Raw genomic sequence first — 22,108 nt, 5'->3', positions numbered from 1 at the left:
TGAACGCGTGGGCAGGAAACCTGCCCACCCTACGGTTGGCGGGGAAAATCAGGCCGCCAGGAATTCTTCGATCATGCGCGCCAGCAGCTCCGGCTGGTCGTGGTGCAGCATGTGGCCCGCATCCGGCATCATGCGCAGGCTGACGTTGGCCAGGTGCGACAGACGCCGGTCCACCTCCGCCCGCGCCTGCTCCTTGGGGCCCATCCAGCGCCACATGTTGGTGTCTTCCGCCTCCACCGACAGCACCGGTGCGGTGATCTGCCGCCAGCAGGCCAGCACCTCGTCCACGTGGTACAGCAGCGGCCCATGCTGCTTGTGGGCCGGGTCGCCCAGTATCTGCCATTGGCCCGATGCGTCCTGCGCCGCCCAGTGCTGTGCGAGGAAGGCGGCGCGCTCGTGCGGCAGGCGCGGATTGGTCTTCTGCAGGCGCGCCGCCACCTCGGCCAGGCTGGCGTAGCCGCGCATCTCCGGCGGCTGGCGCAGCTGGTCGAGCCAGTCGGCAAGCCGCCCCGGCCACTGCTCCGGCGTCGTTGCAGGCAGGCCAAAGCCTTCCAGGTTAATCAGGCGGCCCACGCGCTGCGGCCGCGCGCCGGCGTAGATGCCCGCCACGTTGCCGCCCATGCTGTGGCCGAGCAGGTTCACAGCCTCGCCCGGCGCGTAATGGTCGAGGATGAAGTCGAGGTCGGCCACGTAGTCGGCAAACCAGTAGGTGTCGGTGCCCGCGCGCTGGGTCAGGCCAAAACCGCGCCAGTCGGGCGCGATCACGTGCCAGTCGCCCTGCAGGCAGTCAACGACGAACTGGAACGAGGCGGACATGTCCATCCAGCCATGCAGCATGAACAGCTTGGGCGCGCCTTCGCGGCCCCAGTGGCGCACGTGGGTGGACAGGCCGCGCACGGTGATGAAATCGGAACGGGATGGCTTCATGGCAAAATAAAAAAGTACGATCGTGCGGATTATACGCTGGCGGTTGATTTCCCGCCGGTCAGCCCCATCTGGCCCCAATCGGACGGGCGGCGGACCCGAGGGCGTAAAATAGCGATATTTTCAACTCTCCTTTCGCGAGCACATCCTATGGCGATTTACCAGCTGGGCGAGCATGCCCCCGAGATCGATGCGTCGGCCTTTGTCGCCGATTCGGCCAACCTGATCGGCAAGGTCACGGTCGAGGCGAATGCCTCGGTCTGGTTCGGGGTCACGGTGCGCGGCGACAACGAGCGCATCACGATCGGGGAAAACAGCAATATCCAGGAAGGCACGGTGATGCATACCGACATGGGCTTTCCGCTGACGGTGGGCAAGAACGTGACGGTGGGCCACCAGGCCATGCTGCACGGCTGCACCATTGGCGACGGCGCCCTGATCGGCATTCAGGCCGTGGTGCTCAACGGCGCCAAAATCGGCAAGGGCTGCCTGGTGGGCGCGGGCGCGCTGGTCACCGAGGGCAAGGAGTTCCCGGACAATTCGCTGATCCTGGGCTCGCCCGCCAAGGTGGTGCGCACGCTCACGGAAGAAGACCTGCAACGCCTGTCAAGCAATGCCGCGCACTACGTGACGCGCGGCCAGCGCTTCAAGGCGGAGCTCAAGAAAATCGGATAGACAATGACGACAGTAGACAAGGACACCCTGCAACGCTTCATCTTCGAGAACGCCGCCGTGCGCGGCGAGCTCGTGGAGATTTCCAACGCCTGGCAAGAGATCCAGGCGCGCCACAACTACCCGCCGGCGGTGCGCGCGGTACTGGGCGAGATGGTCGCGGCCGCGGCCCTGCTGTCGGCCAACCTGAAGTTCAACGGCTCGATCGTGATGCAGATCCACGGCGACGGCGCGGTGCGCCTGCTGGTGGTCGAGTGCGATGCCGCCCTGCGCGTGCGCGCCACCGCCAAGCTCGCGCCCGATGTGGCGGTGCCGGAGCAGGCGTCGATCAGCCAGCTGTTCAACGCGCACGGCAAGGGCCGCTTCGTGATCACGCTCGACCCGCAGGACAAGGTGCCGGGCCAGCAGCCGTACCAGGGCATCGTACCGCTGGTGGGCGAGGACATGGCGACCGTGATCGAAAACTACATGCTGCGCTCGGAGCAGATGGATACCAAGCTGTGGCTGGCGGCCGACGACAAGGTCGCGCGCGGCCTGCTGCTGCAAAAGCTGCCGCGCAACAGCAACGTGGAAGGCCAGGTCCGGCAGGCCACCGAAGAGGAAGACCTCGAGACCTGGAACCGCGCGGTGTCGCTGGCCAGCACGCTCAAGCGCGATGAGCTGATCGCCACCGACATCGCCACGCTGATGCGGCGCCTGTTCTGGGAAGAGACGCTGCGCGTGTTCGACCCGGCGCATCCCGAGTTCCATTGCAGCTGCACGCGCGAGAAGGTCGGCGACATGCTCAAGATGCTGGGACAGGCCGAGGTGGATGATGCGCTGGCCGATCTGGGCTCGCTGTCGATCAACTGCGACTTCTGCGGCAAGCACTATGCGTTCGACAAGGTCGATTGCGCGCGGCTGTTTGCCGGCGGCAGCACGGTCGATGCGACGGCGCCGGCGAGCGGCACCCGTCATTAAATCCGTCGGGTGGACCAGGACAACAACATGCGCGACACGCCCCGTTCCGCCTTTCCGCACTTTTGCGAAATCGCGACCCGCTGGATGGACAACGACGTGTACGGCCACGTCAACAACGTCCACTACTACAGCTATTTCGACACGGCGGTGAACCGCTTCCTGATCGAGCGCGGCATGCTCGATATTCATGGCGGCGAGGTGGTCGGGTTCGTGGTGGAGACGGGCTGCGCGTATTTCGCGCCGGTGGTGTTTCCCGATACCGTGCACGTGGGCGTGCGCGTGGCCAAGCTGGGCAATTCGAGCGTGAAGTACGAGATCGCGCTGTATCGGAACGACGAGCCGCTGCCGTCGGCGGCCGGGCATTTCGTGCATGTGTACGTGGACCGCAGGAGCAACCGGCCGGTGCCGATCCCGGAGGCGACGCGGGCGGTGCTGGCGGAACTGGCATTCCGCTAGCGACGTTGCAATTGGAGACAATCTGGCCGGTGCGGGTGAGGCAGAATGTGATTTTTTGGGAAGGCCAAGACACATATGCATGCCTCGATCAAGTCCGCCCTGCTCGCCTTGCTGGCCGCAGCCATGCTCGATGCCGGCGCAGCCGTTCATAACATCGACCTCGGTGCCCCGCTGCCGCGCTTTGCGCTGGTCAAACCCGGGGTGCACCGCTACCTGCGCTACCTGCGCGATGGCGAGTCGAACAAGCCGATCGACATCTGGATGCGCGAGGTGCGCTTCGAACAGCGCGACGGCAAAGAGATGCTGCGCGTACGCCAGCGCTGGGACGGCGTGGCGCCCGGGCCATACACGCTGTGGCTCGATTCCTGGTTCGAGCCGGGCACCTTCCGGCCGATCTCGCATGAGCGCACCAGCGAGCGCGATGGCAAGCGCAAGGTCGAGGGCTTTCTGTTTGCGCCGGACCGCGTCACCGGGATGAAGGAGCTGGCGGACAACGTGCAGAAGGACCTGGTCGTCGAGTCGTCCGAGCCGACCTTCAACTTCGAGACCGATATCGAGTTCCTGCAGGCGATGCCGATGGCCGAGGGCGAGGAGTTCCGCATCAATTTCTACCATCCGGGCGGCGCGCAGGCGCCGCAGCGCTACACGTGGAAGGTGGTCGGGTCGGAGAGCATCAGCGGGCCGTCCGGGCCGGTTCAGTGCTGGGTGCTGACCACCGATTACAACCGGCCGGGGACGGTGTCGAAGTTCTGGTTCGCGAAGGGCTCGCAGGTGATGGTGCGGCAGGAGAGCGTCACGCCGAAGGGGGTGCTGGTCAAGACCTTGATCGATTGATCGCAGGGTGGGCGGCTGTGCTGCCCACGCGGTGATGCGCGCTGCGGGAGCGGCCGTGCTCGGCCTTCTTGAACGCGTGGGCAGCGGAGCTGCCCACCCTACGTGTCAGTGGTGATGCGTGCCGGGCAGGTAGAGGTCGATCACCTTCATGATCGCCAGCGTCATGTCGAGCGGCAGTTCGCCGTTCAGCAGCGCGTCGTTCAGCTGCTGGCGCGGGAAGCCGGCGGCGGCAGCCAGTTCGGCGGCGGCGGGGGATACGGCGACGTCGGACAGCGCTTTCTTGATCGCGTCCGGGTCGCCCGATTCGAAAGCGTCGGCCAGGTGAACGGCGATCGCTTCCAGGGTGTCGAGTGGGTCGGCCACGGCGTCAGTCCTCGAGGGGCTTGCCCTTCTTGTCGGTGTCGGGCAGCGGCTTTTGCGGGGTCATGCTCGGGGCGTTCTTGTCGCCTTTCTTGAGCACCTGGACGAAGATCTCGTTCTGCTTGATCATGCCCAGCTCGTAGCGGGCGCGTTCTTCGACGGCGCCGGTGCCTTCCTTCAGGTCGCGCACTTCCGATTCGAGGTGGGCGTTGCGCGCCTTCAGGTCGTCGGTCTTCTTGCGCATGGCGTCGACCTGCGCTTCCAGGTCCGATACGGTCAGCCAGCCGCCTTTCCCCAGCCACAGCGGGTACTGGATCAGCAGCAGCAGCGCAACCAGGGCGAGCGTGATCAGGCGCATGGATCGCATACCGGCCAGCGCGCGCTGGCCGGTCCTTGGGTCGCTTACTTCAGGTTGTAGAACGCGTCGCGGCCCGGGTAGCTGGCGATGTCGCCCAGGTCTTCCTCGATGCGCAGCAGCTGGTTGTACTTGGCCATGCGGTCCGAGCGCGACATCGAGCCGGTCTTGATCTGCAGGGCGTTCAGGCCAACCGCGATGTCGGCGATGGTCGAGTCCTCGGTCTCGCCCGAGCGGTGCGAGATCACGGCGGTGTAGCCGGCGCGCTTGGCCATTTCAATGGCGGCGAAGGTCTCGGTCAGGGTGCCGATCTGGTTGATCTTGATGAGGATCGAGTTGGCGATGCCCTTCTGGATGCCCTCTTTCAGGATCTTGGTGTTGGTGACGAACAAATCGTCGCCGACCAGCTGCACCTTCTTGCCCAGCGCGTCGGTCAGGATCTTCCAGCCTTCCCAGTCGCCTTCGGCCATCGCGTCTTCGATCGAAATGATCGGGTACTTGTCGCACCAGGTGGCCAGGAGGTTGGTGAAGTCGGTGGCCGACAGGACCAGCCCTTCGCCTTCGAGGTGGTACTTGCCGTCCTTGTAGAACTCGCTGGCGGCGCAGTCCAGGCCGATGGCGATGTCCTGGCCGGCCACGTAGCCGGCCTGGTCGATCGCTTGCATGATCAGCTTGATCGCTTCTTCGTGGTTGGCGACCGACGGGGCAAAGCCGCCTTCGTCGCCGACCGCGGTGGTCAGGCCTTTGCTGTGCAGGATCTTCTTCAGGGTGTGGAACACCTCGGCGCCGTAGCGGATCGCTTCCTTGAACGAGGGTGCGCCGACCGGGATGATCATGAATTCCTGGATGTCCAGGTTGTTGTCGGCGTGGGCGCCGCCGTTGATGACGTTCATCATCGGCACCGGCATCTGCATCGCGCCCGAGCCGCCGAAGTAGCGGTACAGCGGCAGGCCGGCTTCTTCGGCGGCGGCCTTGGCCACCGCCATCGAGACGGCCAGCATGGCGTTGGCGCCCAGGCGGCTCTTGTTCTCGGTGCCGTCCAGGTCGATCAGGGTGCGGTCCAGGAAGGCTTGCTCATTGGCGTCCAGGCCCATGATCGCTTCGCTGATCTCGGTGTTGATGTTTTCGCAGGCTTGCAGCACGCCCTTGCCGAAGTAGCGCTTGGGGTCGCCGTCGCGCAGTTCGATCGCTTCGCGCGAGCCGGTCGAGGCGCCGGACGGCACCGCGGCGCGGCCCATCACGCCCGATTCGAGCAGCACGTCGCATTCGACGGTGGGGTTGCCGCGCGAGTCGATGATTTCGCGGCCGATGATGTCAACGATGGCACTCATGTTTTTTATGGTCTCCGAGGATTAGAAAGCGTTGCGGGCACGCAGGCTCAGCATGGGTCCCCGCCTGCGCGGGGACGACGTGCGTGTGGAGCGGGCCGGGGTTGGCATTTACTTGAAGCTGTGTTCGATGAAGCCGGCGCGCTTGACCACGCGGTCGATCTCGACCAGCGTGGTGAGCAGTTCCTTCATGCGCCCGAGCGGCATCGCGTTGGGGCCGTCCGACATGGCCACCGCCGGGTTCGGGTGGGTCTCCATGAACAGGCCGGCCACGCCGGCGGCAACCGCCGCGCGCGACAGCACCGGGATGTGCTCGCGCTGGCCGCCCGAGGACGTGCCCTGCCCGCCCGGCAGCTGCACCGAGTGGGTGGCGTCGAACACCACCGGGCAATTCGATTCGCGCATGATGGCCAGGCTGCGCATGTCCGACACCAGGTTGTTGTAGCCGAACGAGGCGCCGCGTTCGCAGGCCATGAAATTGTCTTCGTTAAGGCCCGCTTCGCGCGCGGCGGCGCGTGCCTTGTCGATCACGTTCTTCATGTCGCCCGGGGCCAGGAACTGGCCCTTCTTGATGTTGACCGGCTTGCCGGAACGCGCGCATGCGTTGATGAAGTCGGTCTGGCGGCACAGGAAGGCCGGGGTCTGCAGCACGTCGACCACGCTCGCCACTTCGGCAATCTCGTCCTCGGTGTGCACGTCGGTCAGGACCGGTACGCCGATCTGCTTCTTCACGGTGGCCAGGATCGCGAGGCCCTTTTCCATGCCCGGGCCGCGGAACGACTTGCCCGACGAGCGGTTGGCCTTGTCGAACGAGGACTTGTAGATGAACGGGATGCCCAGCGCGCTGGTGATCTCCTTGAGCGTGCCGGCCACGTCCAGCGCCAGCTGCTCGGACTCGATCACGCAGGTGCCGGCGATCAGGAAGATCGGCTGGTCAAGGCCGGCTTCGAATCCGCAAAGCTTCATGCAGCGTCTCCTTCTACCGCGGGCGTGTTGGCGGCAGTGCGGGTGTTGGCGGCCTGGTGTGCCAGGGCTGCCTGGATGAACGAGGTGAACAGCGGATGGCCGGCGCGCGGGGTCGATTTGAACTCCGGATGGTACTGCACGCCCATGTACCACGGGTGGCTGTTCTCGCCGGTGCGCGGCAGTTCCATGATCTCGCACAGGTCTTCGTTGGGGGTGCGCGCGGCCACCACCATACCGGCCGCCTCGACCTTGGGCAGGTAGAAGTTGTTGGCCTCGTAGCGGTGGCGGTGGCGCTCGGTGACCACGCTGCCGTAGATTTCGGACGCGAGCGTGCCCGGCTTGACCGCGCAGGTCTGCGCACCCAGGCGCATGGTGCCGCCCAGGTCGGAGTTGACGTCGCGCTTTTCGACCTTGCCGTCGTGGTTCTGCCACTCGGTGATCAGGGCCACCACCGGCTGGTCGGTGTCCGGATCGAACTCGGTCGAGTTGGCGTTGGGCAGGCCGGCCATGTGGCGCGCGTATTCGATCAGCGCGACCTGCATGCCCAGGCAGATGCCCAGGTAGGGGATCTTGTTCTCGCGGGCGAAGCGGGCGGCCAGGATCTTGCCTTCCACGCCGCGCTTGCCGAAGCCGCCCGGCACCAGGATCGCGTCGTACTTCTCCAGCCCGGCGGTGCCACGGGTTTCGATCTCTTCCGAGTCGATGTATTCGATGTTGACCTTCGATTCGGTGTGGATGCCGGCGTGGCGCAGGGCCTCGGTCAGCGACTTGTACGACTCGGTCAGGTCGACGTACTTGCCGACCATGGCGATGGTCACCTCGTGCTTGGGGTGCTCCATCGTGTAGATCAGCTTGGACCAGACCGACAGGTCGGCCGGCGGCGCCTGGATGTCGAGCGCCTCGCAGATGATGTCGTCCAGGCCCTGGTCGTGCAGTACCTGCGGCACCTTGTAGATGGTGTCCACGTCCCACACCGAGATCACGGCCGGTTCCTCGACGTTGGCGAACAACGAGATCTTGGCGCGCTCGTCGTCGGGGATGCGGCGGTCGGCGCGGCACAGGAGCGCGTTGGGCGAGATGCCGATCTCGCGCAGCTTTTGCACGCTGTGCTGGGTCGGTTTGGTCTTCAGTTCGCCGGCCGAGGCGATATACGGCACCAGGGTCAGGTGCACGAACGCGGCCGACTTGCGGCCCACGCGCAGCGACAGCTGGCGCGCCGCTTCCAGGAACGGCAGCGATTCGATGTCGCCCACGGTGCCGCCGATTTCGACCAGCGCCACGTCCACGCCTTCGGCGCCGCGGCGGATGTAGTCCTGGATTTCGTTGGTGATGTGCGGGATCACCTGCACGGTCTTGCCGAGGTATTCGCCGCGGCGTTCCTTGCGGATCACCGATTCGTAGATCTGGCCGGTGGTGAAGTTGTTCACCTTCTTCATGCGGGTGCTGATGAAGCGCTCGTAGTGGCCGAGGTCGAGGTCGGTCTCGGCGCCGTCATCGGTGACGAACACTTCGCCGTGCTGCATGGGGCTCATCGTGCCCGGGTCGACGTTGATGTACGGGTCGAGCTTGAGCATGGTGACTTTGAGGCCGCGCGATTCGAGGATCGCGGCGAGGGAGGCGGCTGCGATCCCCTTGCCCAGGGAAGACACCACACCGCCGGTGACGAAGACAAATTTGGTCATTGTGCTGAAGGTGCCGAACGGCACGCGCGGGAAATTGAAATTATACCTTAAACCCACCAATACTTCTCCAAGTCAACGTAACAGGAGGCCGATCGGGCCCCGTTTTGCCGGCCCGCGCCGGCCAAGGGCGCAGGTTAGCACCAACGCGCCGGCGCTGGTTTTGTGGGCTGCCTGCGCGAACGGTCCGGGGGCGGTTCGCGCTGCGAGACGGACTGTTCCGTCCTCGCCACAGAAGGTGTCGGCGCCGATGTTTTTTGTGAAAAATGTTCCCAAATGCAAGTCATGTTTCCACAAAGAACTTACACTCTTCCCCCGCGCCCGACGGGTGGCGCGTTTTTGGAGAGTTGATGCAATGGGCTTTTTCGCCAACCTGAATATTGGCAAGCGGCTCGGGATCGGTTTTGCGCTGGTCCTGGCCATGACCGTCCTGATCGCGGCGGTCGCCTTCTGGCGGATGAACGAAACATCCGCGGCGACGGCGGCGATGGCGCAACCGATCGCCAAGGACCGCATGATCGCGGAATGGAACAAGTACATCTACACCGCCGTGCGCCGCACCGCGGCCATCGTCAAGAGCAACGACCCGTCGCTGGTCGCCTATTTCAAGGACGATGCGGCGATGACGACCGGCAAGACCGCCGAGCTGATCAAGCAAATCGAGCCGATGATCACGACCGATGCGGAAAAGGCGCTGTACGCGAAGATGATGGTCGAGCGCAAGCGCTACCGAGATGCGGTGAATGCGGCGATGAAAGCGAAAACCGAGGGCAACCAGGAACTGGCGGTCAAGGTGCTCGAGGAGCAATACACGCCGTCGGCGAACAACTACATGGCGATCCTGGACGAACTGGTGACCTTGCAGCGCGCCAGCATGGACCAGCATGCCCAGGAAAACCAGCACAACCAGGCGCTGGGGATGCAGTTGGTGGTGGGCCTGGCGGTGCTGGCGGTGGCGCTGGGCGCGCTGTTTGCCTGGTTCCTGACGCGCAGCATCACGCGACCGATCCGCACGGCGGTGCAGGTGGCCGAGACCGTGGCCGCCGGCGACCTGACCCACCGCATCGACGCGGCCACCGGCGACGAAACCGGCGCCTTGCTGCGCGCGCTGGGCCACATGAACGACAGCCTGGTGGCGATCGTGTCGCAGGTGCGTAGCGGCACCCACGCGATCGCCACCGCGTCGGCCGAAATCAGCGCCGGCAACCTGGATCTGTCGTCCCGCACCGAGCAGCAGGCCAGCTCGCTGGAAGAGACCGCCGCGTCGATGGAAGAGCTGACCGGCACCGTGCGCAACAACGCCGAGAATGCGCGCCATGCCAACCAGCTGTCGATCGAAGCGTCGCGGGTGGCCACCGAATGCGGCATCGTGGCCAGCCAGGTCACCACCACCATGGCCTCGATCAGCGAGTCCTCGCGCAAGATTGTCGACATCATCGGCGTGATCGATGGCATCGCGTTCCAGACCAACATTCTGGCGCTGAACGCCGCGGTGGAGGCGGCGCGCGCCGGGGAACAGGGGCGCGGCTTTGCGGTGGTGGCGGGTGAAGTGCGCACGCTGGCGCAGCGTTCGGCGGCGGCGGCCAAGGAGATCAAGGCGCTGATCGACGACTCGGTGGGCAAGGTGGCAACCGGCACCCGGCTGGTGGACGAGGCCGGCGCGACGATGGAACAGGTGGTGACCAGCATCGCCCGCGTGACCGACATCATGGCCGAGATCACCAGCGCCAGCCAGGAGCAGACCAGCGGTATCGAGCAGGTCAACCAGGCGATCGGGCAGATGGACCAGGCGACCCAGCAAAATGCGGCATTGGTGGAGGAAGCGGCGGCCGCGGCAACCTCGATGCAGGAACAGGCAGACAGCCTGGCGCAGGCGGTTGGCGTGTTCAAGCTGGACCTGGGGGCAAGGCCGGTCGCGCCGCCGGCGCGCACGGTGGCGCTCGCGCTGCCCGCCTAGTCCAACGGCACGTCGTCGCCCAGCGCGTCGCTGGCGCGGCGCTGCGGAGAAGTGCGGCGCTCGAAAGCGGGCAAGGCTTGCTGGTTGGCTTGCTCGACCAGGGCCAGCGCTGTCTTCAGGGTTTCGGACATGCATGCCGCAGCGGCCGACATCGCTTCGGCCGGCGACACCAAACGCGCAGGCGCCTCGCCTTCTGCCACCCGGCGCAGGCGCGAGGCCGGCTGCCACTTGCGCTCGCCTGGCAGCAGCACCCAGACCTCGCGCCAGGCGTTGCGGCCCTTGCCACCCAGGTCGAGCAGCATTTGGCGTGGCGACACCGCGCGCCCGCGGTAGCGCAGGTCGTCGCCTTCCACCCGGGCATAGGCCGTTTCGCCATTCATTGTTGCGCGAAGTTCAGTACCCTCGGGCAAAAACAACGTCTTCCATTGATAGCCGCGCGTGGGCGTGGGCGCGAGCGACGTGAATTGGCCGCGCTCGCATGCGATCCACTGGTTGATGGCCATGGTGGCGGCGTCGGAAGTGGACAGTTTGCTGCCCTTTTCCTTGAGAAAGGCGGCAAGGCGGCGCAGCGCGTGGGTGGGGGCCAGGAACTCGGATGGCGCATCCATTCTCTTTTTCCTTTCTCGTTTTGTCTCTTCCTGTCGATTTGAGTCTCATCTCAGCGATGAGTTCAAAATCGACAAAAAGAGACAGAACGAGAACGCGAAAAGAGACACGATGCGCCAGTGGTCTGGCGGCGATTCCCCCGACCCGGCCGAAGGCGCGCGCGGCCCCCCCGGGCGGTGCGCTCGTCCGGCGGCGCCGGCCACTGCTGGCCGGGAGAACGACTGTCCAAAAAAAGGGTAGCAAGAATAACAAACCCGGTGGCCTGCACGTTAGACTTGCGGTTTCGCCCACTGCCCAGAAAGCCCTTACGCATCATGCATAACCTACAGGAGACAGGCGCCGAGACTGCGATGCAGCCGCAACCTGAGGAGCCCGCCCTGCCGGAACCCCGGCGGCTGGCGCTGGCTTTTACCGGCAGCGGCAACGAGTACTTCCGCATCTGGATCGTCAACCTGCTGCTGACGGTGGCCACGCTCGGCATCTATTCGGCGTGGGCGAAGGTGCGCAGGTTGCAGTACTTCTATCGCAATACCCAACTGGCCGGCGCTTGCTTCGACTTCACCGGCGACCCGAAGTCCATCCTCAAGGGGCGCCTGATCGCCGTGGCCCTGCTACTCGGCTACCAATACGCGTTCGGGTTTTCGCTCGCGGTCGGCGCTGGCTTCGCCGCAGCCCTGATTCTCTGGCTGCCGTTCCTGATGCATTCGGCGCTCAGGTTCAGGCTGTCCAACACTGCCTACCGTGGCCTGCCGTTCGGATTTGGCGGCAGCGTGCGCGGCGCCTACCTGGCCTACCTGCCGCCGGCGCTGACCGTGCTGCTGCCGGGCGCGCTGCTGGCCATGGATCCGAGAAGCCGGCTTGCCGCTGCCGTCATGCTCCTGTACCTCGGCTGGCCGCTCATGCACGGCAGGATGAAGCGTTACCAGCACGCGAACATCCTGTACGGCGACCAGCAGGCGCGCTACGGGGTGCGCCCATGGAAGTTCTACGGGCCATACCTCATGTGCGCGCTGTGGATTGTGCTCGGGGTCGTCATCACCCTGGTGATTTCGACCGCAGCACGGCTGGGCGTGACCCACCTGAGCAAGGCCGCCATGATGAGCGGGGCCGGGAACTGGGTCCTTACCGTGATTAGCGGAGCGCTCGGCGGCTATGTCGTGTTCCTGGCAGCCGCGCCTTACATGCACGTGCGCATCAACAACCTTGTCTGGTCGAGCACCTCGTTCGCGGGTGTGCGCATCGAGTCAAGCATGAAGGCATGGGGGATGCTGCGGCTGCAGGCGGTCAATGTCCTGCTGACGCTGCTTACGCTCGGCCTGTACAGGCCATTTGCCGTCGTCAACGTGTATCGCTACCGCGCCGAGCATTTGTCGGTCCAGGTGCAGGGCGAATTCGATGAGGTGCTGGGCGGCGCCGCGCCGCGCCAGGCCGGCGCTGCCGGCGACGGCGCGGCCGACTTCATTGGCGTGGACATTTCGTGGTGAGGCATCGATGACCAGCGCGATCTACTTCGATGGCCAGAGCGCCCGCATGCACCGGGTCGAACTTGAAACCAGCGCCGGCACGGTCGTGGTGGCGGGCCCTGGGATAGCGCGGATCTACCCCAGCGGACAGGCACGGCTGGCCGAGCCGTTCGCCGGTGCGCCGGCCGTGGTGTACTTCAGCGACGGCGCACGCTGCGAGGTGACCGGCGCGGCGCACGCCGAGCTTGCGGGCGCGCTCGGCTACCGCGCGACGCCGGTGGTGCGGTGGCAGGCCCGCTGGCCGGCGGCGCTGGCCGCGCTGGTGCTGCTGTTGCTGGTGCTGGCCGCGACCCTGCTGTGGGGCCTGCCGGCGGCCACCGAGATGATCGCGGCGCGCCTGCCTGCAAGCGTGGACGCCAGCATGGGCAAGAGCGTGCTGGCGAGCCTGGAAAGGCAGCAGATCCTGACGCAATCGCGGTTCTCCGACCAGCGCCTTGCCGCCATCGACAACGTGATGGCGCGGGTAATGCCGCCGCATCCACGCGTGCCGATCCGCCTGCTGGTGCGCAGCTCGCGCGCGCTGGGCGCGAACGCGCTCGCGCTTCCGGACGGGACCATCGTGCTCACCGACGACATGGTCAAGCTCATCCTCGGCAAGCGGGCCGACTTCGGCAGCGGCGAAACCGCGCAGCTGGCCGGCGTGCTGGCGCACGAGATCGGGCACATCGAGCAGCGCCACAGCGCCCGTACGCTCGCGCGTACGTCGCTCACCGCGGCCTTGTCGGCGGCGCTGTTCGGCGACTTCAGCGCCGCCGTTGCGGGCGTGCCGGCGGTGCTGATGAAGACGAGCTATTCGCGCGCGATGGAGACCGAGGCCGACCTGTACGCCATCAAGGCGCTGCATGCGCAGGGCATGCCGACCGAACCGCTGGCCGACCTGTTCTACGAGCTGGAAAACACACCGCGCGCACGGGCGACGCGCAGCATGCCGCGCTGGCTGTCGAAGAGCCTCGAATACACGGCCAGCCATCCGTCCAGCGCCGAGCGCATCGAGCGGCTGCTCTCGGCGCAGGGCCGCTGACCGGCGCCACCCGTCAGCAAAAATCGCGGCTGCGCGTATCCAGCCGCCCCAGCAGCGCCGACATGTCCACCAGCCGCCGCGCCACCAGGTGCCGCACCTCGCCCTGCCGCTGCCAGATGCCATACACCCCCAGCAACGGCGCGTTCAGCACCTCGCGCCGCTGCTTTTCCACCAGGTCGGGCCAGACGATCAGGTTCACGTTGCCGGTCTCGTCCTCCAGCGTCATGAACAGCACGCCCTTGGCGGTGCCGGGCCGCTGGCGCACCGTGACGATGCCGCAGGCGCGCGCCAGCTGGCCGTCCTGGTAGTCCATCAGCGTGGATGCGGGCATGAAGCGCCGCGCCAGCAGGTGCGGCCGCAGCAGCGCCAGCGGGTGCCGCCCCAACGTGAGTCCCTGCGCGCGGTAGTCGCCCACGATCTCGTCGCCCTCGGACGGCGCGGGCAGCACCGGCGTCTCCTCGCGTGGCGCGGCCGGGCGCAGCAGGTCCTTGTCCGGCACCGCGCCCACCGCCTGCCACAGCGCTTCGCGCCGGTGCCCGGCCAGCGGCTTGAGCGCGTTGGAGGCGGCCAGCACCTGCAGGTCGGCGCGGTCCAGGTGCGCGCGCCGCGCCAGGTCGGCCACGCTGTCGAACGGCCGGATCGCGCGCGCTTCCTCGATGGCCAGCGCCGCCTCCTTGCTCATCCCGCGCACCAATGCGAGCCCGAGCCGCACCGCCGGCTGCGTCCCACCCGCCACGTCGGCAATCTCTTCCAGCGCCGATTCCCAGCCGCTGATGGTCACGTCCACCGGCCGCACCTCGATGCCGTGGCGCCTGGCGTCCTGCACCAGCTGCGACGGGCTGTAGAACCCCATCGGCTGGCTGTTGAGCAGCGCGCACAGGAACGCGGACGGCTCGTGGCACTTGATCCAGGCGCTGGCGTAGGCCAGCAAGGCAAAGCTGGCCGCGTGCGACTCGGGAAAGCCGTATTCGCCAAAGCCCTGGATCTGGCTGAAGATGGCCTCGGCGAACGCGAGCTCATAGCCGCGTTCGAGCATGCCGCGCACGATGCGGTCGTAGTATTTTTCGAGCCCGCCCTTGCGCTTCCAGGCCGCCATCGCGCGCCGCAGCTGGTCCGCCTCGCCCGGCGAAAACCCGGCGCCCAGGATCGCCACCTGCATCACCTGCTCCTGGAAGATCGGCACGCCCAGGGTGCGCTCCAGCGCCAGCTTCATTTCCTCGCTCGGGTAATGCACCGGCTCCAGCCCCTGGCGCCGGCGCAGGTAGGGGTGCACCATGCCGCCCTGGATCGGGCCGGGGCGCACCACCGCCACCTCGATCACCAGGTCGTAGAAGCGGCGCGGCAGCATCCGCGGCAGCATGCTCATCTGCGCGCGCGACTCGATCTGGAACACGCCCACCGTGTCGGCCGCGCAGATCATGTCGTAGGTGGCGGCGTCGTCCGGCGGGATGTCCTGCATCTCGAACACCGTGCCGTGGCGCTGACTGACCAGCTCGAGCGCGCGGCGCAGCATCGACAGCATGCCCAGCGCCAGCACGTCCACCTTCATCAGGCCCAGCTCCTCCAGGTCGTCCTTGTCCCACTGGATCACGCTGCGGTCGATCATGGTCGCGTTCTCGATCGGCACCAGGCGCGACAGCTTGCCCTGCGCGATCACGAACCCGCCCGGGTGCTGCGACAGGTGGCGCGGAAAGCCGAGCAGCTGGTTGGCCAGCGTGGCCCACTGTTGCGAGGCCGGCGCCTCGGGGTCGAGCCCGGCCTCGGCCAGGCGGTTGAGCAGGTCGGCGCGGCTGTCGAACCAGTGGTGGGTCTTGCTCACCTTTTCCACGATCGCCAGGTCGATGCCCAGCGCGCGCCCGGCGTCGCGCAGCGCGCTCTTGGGCCGGTAGCTGATCACCACCGCCGCCAGCGCCGCGCGGGTGCGCCCGTACTTGTTGTAGATGTACTGGATCACCTCCTCGCGCCGCTGGTGCTCGAAGTCGACGTCGATGTCGGGCGGCTCGTTGCGCTCTTTGGAGATGAAGCGCTCGAACAGCAGGTTGGCGCGCGCCGGGTCCACCTCGGTGATGCCCAGGCAATAGCACACCGCCGAATTGGCGGCCGAGCCGCGCCCCTGGCACAGGATGTTGTTCGAGCGCGCGAAGCGCACGATGTCGTACACCGTCAGAAAGTAATGCTCGTAGCCCATTTCGGCGATGAGCTGCAGCTCGTGCTCGACCTGGGCCTGCACCTTGGCCGGGATCCCTTCGCGAAAGCGGCGGTGCGCGCCGATGTAGGTCTCGCGGCGCAAAAAGCTGGCTGCGGTCTCGCCCGCCGGCACCACCTCGTTCGGGTATTCGTAGCGCAGCTCGTCGAGCGAAAACGTGCACAGGCCGGCGATGCGCAGCGTTTCTTCCAGCGCCGCGCGCGGGTAGATGTTGGCCAGGCGCAGGCGCGCGCGCAGGTGCTGCTCGGCGTTCTGCGCCAGGCCATAGCCGCACTCGGCCACCGGCTTGCCGAGCCGGGTCGCGGTCAGCGTGTCCTGCAAGGGCTTCCTTGAACGCACGTGCATCACCACGTGGCCCACCGCCACCAGCGGCAGCTGGTGCTGCCAGCCCACCTCCTCCAGCGCCATGCGGTGCGCGTCGTCGAACGCGCGGTGCAGCAGGTTCAGCCCGATCCACGCGCGCCCCGGGAACTGGGCCGCCATCCACGCCGCCTGCGCGTGCAGGCGGTCCACGTGCTGCGCCTCGTGCGCCGGATAGGCCGGCAGCAGGATCGCCAGGCAGTCGGGCATGCCCTTCAGGTGCCCGAATCCGGCGCCGGGATTGGCGATATCGTCGGGCGTGAGCAGGTAGGTGCCCTTCTCGCTGCGCGTGCGCCCGAGCGTGATGAGTTCGGACAGGTTGCCGTAACCGTTGCGGTTCTGCGCCAGCAGCACCAGCGAAGGCCCGCCCTCCAGGTGAAAGTGCGCGCCGACGATGAACGGCAGAGCGGCGCGCTTGGCCTCGGCATGGGCGCGCACCACGCCGGCCAGCGAGCATTCGTCGGTCAGCGCCAGCGCGTGGTAACCCAGCCGCACTGCGCGCGCCACCAGCTCCTCGGCATGGGACGCGCCCTGCAGGAACGAGAAATTGGACAGGCAGAACAGCTCCGCATAGGCGGGCAGGCCGGCAATCGGGGGAGTCATCGGAACGCAAGCTGCAAAAACGTTAAAATTTCTGCAGAGAATAAAACTACTGTATAAAAACACAGTATAACCGAAGGGGGAACGATGCGGATACACGAACTGACATGCTTTGGCGCGGCGCCGGGCGCCGGCAACCCGGCGCTGGTGATCGAGGACGGCCCGGCCGGCCAGGAGGCGCGCGCCGCCTTCGCGCGCGAGCGCGCCACCACCTGCGTCTTCATCGACGCGCCTGCCGAACCGGGCGTGGCCGCCACGCTCGACTACCAGTATCCGCACACGCGCAGTCCCCTGTGCCTGCACGCCACGCTGGCTGCCGCGCGCGTGCTGCTGGCGGACCAGCCCCTGACCGTCGCCACCGCGATGCAGGGCCAGCGCCTGCTGCTGTCGCGCGATGGCGACGGCTACTTCGTGCGCCTGGACGCGCAGGCCGCCCCGCAGCCGGCCCTGCCCGACCTGGCCACCCTGCTGCGCACGCCCGGCTTCACCCCGGCCAGCAGCGCGCGCGTGGCCTCGGTCGGCAGCCCCAAGCTGCTGGTGGAAGTGGCCGACGAAGCCGTCCTCCACGCCCTGCAGCCGGACCTGGCCGCGATCACCGCCTGGGGCAAGGCCAACGGCGTGAACGGCATCTACGCCTGGTGCCGGCGCGCCGACGGCCGCTACGAGGGCCGCAACTTCAACCACCTCGACCCGCTGCTCGAAGACAGTGCCACCGGCGTGGCGGCCGGCGCCCTGACCACCCTGCTCGGCCATGGCATCGAGCTGCTGCAGGGCCGCGCCACCGGCCGCGACTGCCTGATCCGCACCCGCCTCGAAGGCCACGCCGTGCTCGTCGGCGGCGCAGCCGAGCCGGCCTGAGTTACACTTTCGCAACTTAACTTTCCCAGAGCGCATACATGAAACGAGCCCTCCTCGCCTCCTGCCTGTCCCTGCTGTTCGGCGCTGCCCATGCCGACGTCGATTACCAGCTGCGCATCGCCAACGCCGCCCAGCACCTGGCCGAGGTGCGCGCCAGCTTCCCGGCCGCCACAAGCAGCACGCTGGACGTGCACATGCCGAACTGGCGCACCGGCCGCTACCAGATCCTGAACCTGGCCAACGGCGTGCGCCAGTTCAAGGCCGTCAACGACAAGGGCGAGGAGCTGCCGGTCGCCAAAACCGACAAGGGCACCTGGCGCGTGCAGACCCGCCCCGGCGACAAGGTCACCGTGGTGTACGAGCTGTACGCCAACGTGCTGGGCGAGCGCACCCGCCACATCGACGACACCCACGCCTACCTCGATGCCTCGGGCGTGTTCGTGTACGCCGACGCCTACCGCCAGCAACCGGTGGCCGTGAAGCTGGACGTGCCGGCCGGCTGGCAGTCGCGCTCGGGCATGGACAACGGCGCCTGCGGCGCCCACTGTTTTGTGGCGCCCAACTACGACGTGCTGATCGACTCGCCGATCGAGACCGGTATCCACGAGTTCTACACCTCGCACGTGGACGGCAAGCAGATCGACGTCGCCATCTGGGGCCGCGGCAACTATGACAGCAAGCAGATGGTGGCCGACCTGAACAAAATTGTGCACCAGACCGGCCAGCTGTACGGCGGCAAGTACCCGTTCCAGCAACGCTACCTGTTCATCGTGCATGCGACCGACGGCGTCGGCGGCGCGACCGAGCACATCAACTCGACCGTGATCCAGCGCCCGCGCTGGATGTTCCACAAGCGCAAGGACTACCTCGGCTTCCTGAACACCGCCGCGCACGAGTTCTTCCACACCTGGAACGTGAAAGCCTACCGGCCCAAGGAAATGGTGCCCTACGATTACCAGCGCGAGAACTACAACCCCTTGCTGTGGGTCGCCGAGGGCAACACCTCCTACTTCGAAGAGCTGATCACGCTGCGCGCCGGGCTGCAAAAGCGCGACGAATTCATGGAAAGCTTCGCCAAGGAAATCGACGACTACCTGCACCAGCCGGGCCGCTTCCAGCAAAGCGCCAGCGAAGCGAGCTTTGACGAATGGATCGCCCAGGGCGGCGAGCGCGCGCGCAACGCCCAGGTCAACATCTACAACAAGGGCCAGCTGCTGGGCCTGGCAATGGACCTGGAACTGCGCCGGCAAACCAAGGGGGCCAAGGGCCTGGAAGACGTGCATCGCATCCTGTTCGAGCAGCACTCGGTGGCGCAGGGCGGCTACGACGCGGCCCACATCAAGGCCGCGCTCAGGCAGGTGAGCGGCCAGGACTGGAGCGGCTGGTGGAGCCAGTACGTCGATGGCAAGGCCGAGATCCCGTTCGAGACGCTGCTGCAAACGGTGGGCGAGCGCTACCTGGTGGACGTGCCCAAGGACGCCGAGGACAAGCAGGAATGGTGGGCCGGCTGGCGCGTGAAGGACGGCAGCGACCCGGCGCTGGTGACCGAGGTCGAGCGCGACAGCCCGGCATGGAAGGCCGGCGTGGTGGCCGGCGACACGCTGGTGGCGGTCAACGGGCTGCGCGTGAGCGCGAAGGACCTGGGCGACAAGCTGTCGCTGGCCAAAGCCGGCCCGTTCAAAGTGCACCTGTTCCGCCGCGACGAGCTGCGCGAACTGGACCTGAACCCGGTGCTGCAGCCCAAGGGCAAAGCCAGGATCAAGGCGTTCGACAAGCCGACGACCGACCAGAAAGCCCTGAACGCGGCCTGGCTGGGGGTGGCGTGGCCGAAGGACGAAAAGAAATAGTCACATCGGTAGGGTGGGCAGGTCTCCTGCCCACGCGTCCAAACAGAACATGCGCTGATTGAACGCGTGGGCGGGAAACCCGCCCACCCTACAATCTGTTGCTTGCTTTCCACACTTTGCTTGCTGCAAGATAAATGTTGGCTAACATGGCGTCATTACTAATGGAGGTGCCGTGTCCCAACCCAAGCAACTACGCCAGGCAGTCCTTGCTGCCCTCTACGGCGGTGCCGCGCTCGCCGCGCTTGCCCCGTCCGCCCAAGCCCAGACGGGCGAAGCCCAAGTCCGCGCCGACGTCGTTCCGACCGTCAGCGTGGTCGGCTCGCGCCGCGTCGGCAACGCCTCGAGCACCGAAACCCCGGTCCCGGTCGATTTCATCCCGCTCACCAAGGTGGCGGAACAAGGCGGCCAGTTCGACCTGGCCCAGAGCCTGACCTACATCTCGCCGTCGTTTAACTCGACGCGCCAGACCGGCGCCGACGGCGCCGACCTGGTGGACTCGGCCGCCCTGCGCGGCCTGGGCTCGGACCAGACCCTGGTGCTCGTCAACGGCAAGCGCCGCCACACGGTCGCGCTGGTGAACCTGTTCGGCGCGCGCAACCGCGGCAACACCGGCACCGACATGAACGCGATCCCGCTGCTGGCCATCAAGGACGTGCAGGTGCTGCGCGACGGCGCCGCCGCGCAATACGGCTCGGACGCGATCGCCGGCGTGCTGAACATCGAACTGAAGAAGAGCCTGGGCTGCGAAACCATCCTCGGCGCCGGCGAATACTCCAAGCACGACGGCAAGAACTATCTGGCCTCGGCCTACTGCGGCGTGGCGATGGCCGACGGCGTGCTGGGCATCACCGGCGAATACGCCAACCGCGGCCGCTCCAACCGGGCCGAAGCGGGCAACCCGCGCATCATCGGCGACACCCAGGTCAAGAACCAGACCGTGTACCTGAACGGCGAATTCCCTGCCGGCCCCGGCAAGTTCTACCTGACCGCCGGCGCGCAAGACCGCGACGCCTCGTCCGGCGCGTGGGCGCGCGGCGGCATCGGCTCGGACGACATCCCGTCGCGCAACTCGGCCGCCATGTACCCGGACGGCTTCGTCCCCTTCATCAACGGCACCATCAACGACCGCTACGCCACCTTCGGCTACCGCAGCACCATCGGCGACGACTGGCACATGGACCTGTCGCAGACCTACGGCTCGAACCGCATGCGCTACGACATCACGCATACGCTCAACGCCTCGATCGCCAACCTCGACCTGTCCAAGGGCGGCAAGGGCATCAGCCCGAACGCGTTCGACGCCGGCGGCTTCGCGTTCCGCCAGCTCACCACCAACGCCGACTTCAGCCGCTTCTATCCGGGCGTGCTGCAAGGGATGAACGCGGCGTTCGGCTTCGAGTACCGCAAAGAGAACTACCAGATCTTCGCCGGCGAACCGGGCTCGTACATCGACGCCGACGGCGTGGGCGTGGGCGGCAACGCCGGCAGCCAGGGCTTCCCGGGCTTCCAGCCGGGCGACGCCACCAACCGCAACCGCCACAGCCAGGCCGCCTACATCGACGTCGAGACCGACGTGACCCAGCGCTTCAAGCTGCAGACGGCGGTGCGCTACGAGCACTTCTCCGACTTCGGCTCGACCGTCACTGGCAAGCTGGCCGGCGCCTTCAAGGCCGCCGACGGGGTGCTGCTGCGCGCCTCGGCCAGCACCGGCTTCCGTGCGCCGTCGCTGCAGCAGGCCTACTTCTCGTCCACCTTCACCGACTTCATCAGCGGCGTGCCGATGGACGTGGTGCTGGCACCGAACGGCGGCAAGGTCGCCAACGCGGCCGGCATCCCCAAGCTGCATGAAGAGAAATCGAAGAGCTACACCGCGGGCATGACCTGGTCGCCGACCACCGCCACCTCGATTACCGCCGACCTGTACCGCATCAACATCGACGGTCGCATCGTGCTGTCGGGCCGCTTCGACGCCGACAACTACCCTGCCCTGGGCGCCACCCTGTCGGCGCTGGGCGTAGGCCAGGCGCAGTTCTTCGTCAACTCGGTGGACACCCGCACCCAGGGCCTGGACCTGACGGTGTCGAACCGCGCAACCCTCGGCGAGGGCAAGCTGAACACCTACCTGGCGATGAACATCGGGAAGACCGAAGTGACCGGCGTGCATGCACCGGCCTCGCTCAAGGGCTACGAGGACGTGCTGCTGTCCGAGCGCGAGCGCCTGTTCATCGAACAGGGCGGCCCGCGCCACAAGGCCACGCTCGACTTCGACTACACGCTGGGGCGCCTGGAAACCGACTTCAAGGTGATCCACTTCGGCCCGCAGACGCTGGGCACGTTCTCCGGTCCGCCGGTGCCGAACCAGCACTACGCGTCCAAGACCTCGGCCGACCTGGCGTTCACCTGGTCGTTCACCGACAAGACCCGCCTGACGGTCGGCGGCACCAACATCTTCAACGTGCACCCGACCGTGCAGAACCCGGACGAAACCGACAACGGGTTCAAGTATGAAAGCGTGCAGTTCGGCCTGAACGGCGCCTCGTACTTCGCGCGCCTGTCGCACAAGTTCTGACGCGCCGGACGTAGGGTGGGCAGGTTT

The 22,108-nt window shown here is 66.7% G+C and carries 18 protein-coding genes; 10 read left to right on the top strand and 8 right to left on the bottom strand.

The window, feature by feature from the left end:
* Positions 1 to 48: 48 nt before the first annotated feature.
* Positions 49 to 927 (bottom strand): alpha/beta fold hydrolase, encoded by an 879-nt coding sequence (locus NX773_RS02995; RefSeq protein ID WP_258854894.1) that lies wholly within the window; start codon positions 925 to 927, stop codon positions 49 to 51.
* A gap of 147 nt (positions 928 to 1,074) precedes the next feature.
* Here NX773_RS02995 and NX773_RS02990 point away from each other — a divergent pair, with 147 nt between their 5' ends.
* The 4 genes from NX773_RS02990 (at position 1,075) to NX773_RS02975 (ending at position 3,846) form a co-directional block, all read left to right on the top strand.
* A complete protein-coding gene (locus NX773_RS02990; protein WP_258854893.1) occupies positions 1,075 to 1,599 on the top strand; it encodes a gamma carbonic anhydrase family protein in 525 nt (174 codons plus the stop codon).
* Between the two features lie 3 nt (positions 1,600 to 1,602).
* A complete protein-coding gene (gene hslO / locus NX773_RS02985; RefSeq protein ID WP_258854892.1) occupies positions 1,603 to 2,556 on the top strand; it encodes an Hsp33 family molecular chaperone HslO in 954 nt (317 codons plus the stop codon).
* Positions 2,557 to 2,583: 27 nt separating this feature from the next.
* Positions 2,584 to 3,012 carry an acyl-CoA thioesterase gene (locus NX773_RS02980; protein WP_258854891.1) on the top strand — a complete coding sequence of 143 codons (429 nt, stop codon included), beginning with the start codon at positions 2,584 to 2,586 and terminating at the stop codon, positions 3,010 to 3,012.
* Between the two features lie 75 nt (positions 3,013 to 3,087).
* Positions 3,088 to 3,846, top strand: coding sequence for a DUF3108 domain-containing protein (locus NX773_RS02975; protein WP_258854890.1), 759 nt, complete (start codon positions 3,088 to 3,090; stop codon positions 3,844 to 3,846).
* A gap of 105 nt (positions 3,847 to 3,951) precedes the next feature.
* On the opposite strand, the gene NX773_RS02970 is transcribed toward NX773_RS02975, so the two are convergent.
* From NX773_RS02970 to pyrG, 5 genes are all read right to left on the bottom strand, one after another.
* Complete coding sequence (locus NX773_RS02970) at positions 3,952 to 4,209, bottom strand: helix-turn-helix domain-containing protein (protein WP_258854889.1); 258 nt, start codon at positions 4,207 to 4,209, stop codon at positions 3,952 to 3,954.
* A gap of 4 nt (positions 4,210 to 4,213) precedes the next feature.
* On the bottom strand, positions 4,214 to 4,564 hold the full coding sequence (ftsB, locus tag NX773_RS02965) for a cell division protein FtsB (RefSeq protein ID WP_258854888.1): 351 nt from the start codon (positions 4,562 to 4,564) through the stop codon (positions 4,214 to 4,216).
* A gap of 44 nt (positions 4,565 to 4,608) precedes the next feature.
* Positions 4,609 to 5,892: a phosphopyruvate hydratase gene (gene eno, locus NX773_RS02960; RefSeq protein ID WP_258821070.1), complete on the bottom strand. Its 1,284-nt coding sequence runs from the start codon at positions 5,890 to 5,892 to the stop codon at positions 4,609 to 4,611.
* Positions 5,893 to 6,000: 108 nt separating this feature from the next.
* Positions 6,001 to 6,855 (bottom strand): 3-deoxy-8-phosphooctulonate synthase, encoded by an 855-nt coding sequence (gene kdsA, locus NX773_RS02955; protein WP_258854887.1) that lies wholly within the window; start codon positions 6,853 to 6,855, stop codon positions 6,001 to 6,003.
* A complete protein-coding gene (gene pyrG, locus NX773_RS02950) occupies positions 6,852 to 8,537 on the bottom strand; it encodes a CTP synthase (RefSeq protein WP_258854886.1) in 1,686 nt (561 codons plus the stop codon). The genes kdsA and pyrG overlap by 4 nt, the downstream gene beginning before the upstream one ends.
* 352 nt (positions 8,538 to 8,889) lie before the next feature.
* Between pyrG and NX773_RS02945 the strand changes: the two genes are divergently transcribed.
* Positions 8,890 to 10,491 (top strand): methyl-accepting chemotaxis protein, encoded by a 1,602-nt coding sequence (locus NX773_RS02945; RefSeq protein WP_307728426.1) that lies wholly within the window; start codon positions 8,890 to 8,892, stop codon positions 10,489 to 10,491.
* Here the strand turns inward: NX773_RS02945 and NX773_RS02940 are convergent.
* The gene (locus NX773_RS02940) at positions 10,488 to 11,099 is read right to left on the bottom strand and encodes a hypothetical protein (protein ID WP_258855872.1); all 612 of its coding nucleotides are present in this window, start codon (positions 11,097 to 11,099) and stop codon (positions 10,488 to 10,490) included. The two genes, NX773_RS02945 and NX773_RS02940, sit on opposite strands and share 4 nt — an antisense overlap.
* A 348-nt stretch (positions 11,100 to 11,447) precedes the next feature.
* Between NX773_RS02940 and NX773_RS02935 the strand changes: the two genes are divergently transcribed.
* Together NX773_RS02935 and NX773_RS02930 are read left to right on the top strand one after the other, a co-directional pair.
* The gene (locus tag NX773_RS02935) at positions 11,448 to 12,581 is read left to right on the top strand and encodes a YjgN family protein (RefSeq protein WP_258854885.1); all 1,134 of its coding nucleotides are present in this window, start codon (positions 11,448 to 11,450) and stop codon (positions 12,579 to 12,581) included.
* A 7-nt stretch (positions 12,582 to 12,588) separates the two neighbouring features.
* A complete protein-coding gene (locus NX773_RS02930; RefSeq protein ID WP_258854884.1) occupies positions 12,589 to 13,641 on the top strand; it encodes a M48 family metallopeptidase in 1,053 nt (350 codons plus the stop codon).
* 13 nt (positions 13,642 to 13,654) lie between these two features.
* Here NX773_RS02930 and NX773_RS02925 read toward each other — a convergent pair whose 3' ends face one another.
* The gene (locus tag NX773_RS02925; RefSeq protein WP_258854883.1) at positions 13,655 to 16,810 is read right to left on the bottom strand and encodes an error-prone DNA polymerase; all 3,156 of its coding nucleotides are present in this window, start codon (positions 16,808 to 16,810) and stop codon (positions 13,655 to 13,657) included.
* 84 nt (positions 16,811 to 16,894) lie between these two features.
* Here NX773_RS02925 and NX773_RS02920 point away from each other — a divergent pair, with 84 nt between their 5' ends.
* From NX773_RS02920 to NX773_RS02910, 3 genes are all read left to right on the top strand, one after another.
* Positions 16,895 to 17,665, top strand: coding sequence for a PhzF family phenazine biosynthesis protein (locus NX773_RS02920; protein ID WP_258854882.1), 771 nt, complete (start codon positions 16,895 to 16,897; stop codon positions 17,663 to 17,665).
* A gap of 38 nt (positions 17,666 to 17,703) precedes the next feature.
* A complete protein-coding gene (locus NX773_RS02915) occupies positions 17,704 to 19,512 on the top strand; it encodes a M61 family metallopeptidase (RefSeq protein ID WP_258854881.1) in 1,809 nt (602 codons plus the stop codon).
* A 172-nt stretch (positions 19,513 to 19,684) separates the two neighbouring features.
* On the top strand, positions 19,685 to 22,081 hold the full coding sequence (locus NX773_RS02910) for a TonB-dependent receptor plug domain-containing protein (RefSeq protein WP_258854880.1): 2,397 nt from the start codon (positions 19,685 to 19,687) through the stop codon (positions 22,079 to 22,081).
* Positions 22,082 to 22,108 lie beyond the last annotated feature (27 nt).

This window comes from Massilia solisilvae, from assembly GCF_024753215.1.
GTDB lineage: Bacteria > Pseudomonadota > Gammaproteobacteria > Burkholderiales > Burkholderiaceae_D > Telluria > Telluria solisilvae.
This window is presented reverse-complemented; position numbering and strand designations above follow the sequence as displayed.

Excerpts from the sequence above, each read along its gene's own strand:
- NX773_RS02995 (WP_258854894.1), bottom strand. The coding sequence starts at position 927 with ATGAAGCCATCCCGTTCCGATTTCATCACCGTGCGCGGCCTGTCCACC.
- NX773_RS02990 (WP_258854893.1), top strand. The coding sequence starts at position 1,075 with ATGGCGATTTACCAGCTGGGCGAGCATGCCCCCGAGATCGATGCGTCG.
- hslO (WP_258854892.1), top strand. The coding sequence starts at position 1,603 with ATGACGACAGTAGACAAGGACACCCTGCAACGCTTCATCTTCGAGAAC.
- NX773_RS02980 (WP_258854891.1), top strand. The coding sequence starts at position 2,584 with ATGCGCGACACGCCCCGTTCCGCCTTTCCGCACTTTTGCGAAATCGCG.
- NX773_RS02975 (WP_258854890.1), top strand. The coding sequence starts at position 3,088 with ATGCATGCCTCGATCAAGTCCGCCCTGCTCGCCTTGCTGGCCGCAGCC.
- ftsB (WP_258854888.1), bottom strand. The coding sequence starts at position 4,564 with ATGCGCCTGATCACGCTCGCCCTGGTTGCGCTGCTGCTGCTGATCCAG.
- eno (WP_258821070.1), bottom strand. The coding sequence starts at position 5,892 with ATGAGTGCCATCGTTGACATCATCGGCCGCGAAATCATCGACTCGCGC.
- kdsA (WP_258854887.1), bottom strand. The coding sequence starts at position 6,855 with ATGAAGCTTTGCGGATTCGAAGCCGGCCTTGACCAGCCGATCTTCCTG.
- pyrG (WP_258854886.1), bottom strand. The coding sequence starts at position 8,537 with ATGACCAAATTTGTCTTCGTCACCGGCGGTGTGGTGTCTTCCCTGGGC.
- NX773_RS02945 (WP_307728426.1), top strand. The coding sequence starts at position 8,890 with ATGGGCTTTTTCGCCAACCTGAATATTGGCAAGCGGCTCGGGATCGGT.
- NX773_RS02940 (WP_258855872.1), bottom strand. The coding sequence starts at position 11,099 with ATGGATGCGCCATCCGAGTTCCTGGCCCCCACCCACGCGCTGCGCCGC.
- NX773_RS02935 (WP_258854885.1), top strand. The coding sequence starts at position 11,448 with ATGCAGCCGCAACCTGAGGAGCCCGCCCTGCCGGAACCCCGGCGGCTG.
- NX773_RS02930 (WP_258854884.1), top strand. The coding sequence starts at position 12,589 with ATGACCAGCGCGATCTACTTCGATGGCCAGAGCGCCCGCATGCACCGG.
- NX773_RS02925 (WP_258854883.1), bottom strand. The coding sequence starts at position 16,810 with ATGACTCCCCCGATTGCCGGCCTGCCCGCCTATGCGGAGCTGTTCTGC.
- NX773_RS02920 (WP_258854882.1), top strand. The coding sequence starts at position 16,895 with ATGCGGATACACGAACTGACATGCTTTGGCGCGGCGCCGGGCGCCGGC.
- NX773_RS02915 (WP_258854881.1), top strand. The coding sequence starts at position 17,704 with ATGAAACGAGCCCTCCTCGCCTCCTGCCTGTCCCTGCTGTTCGGCGCT.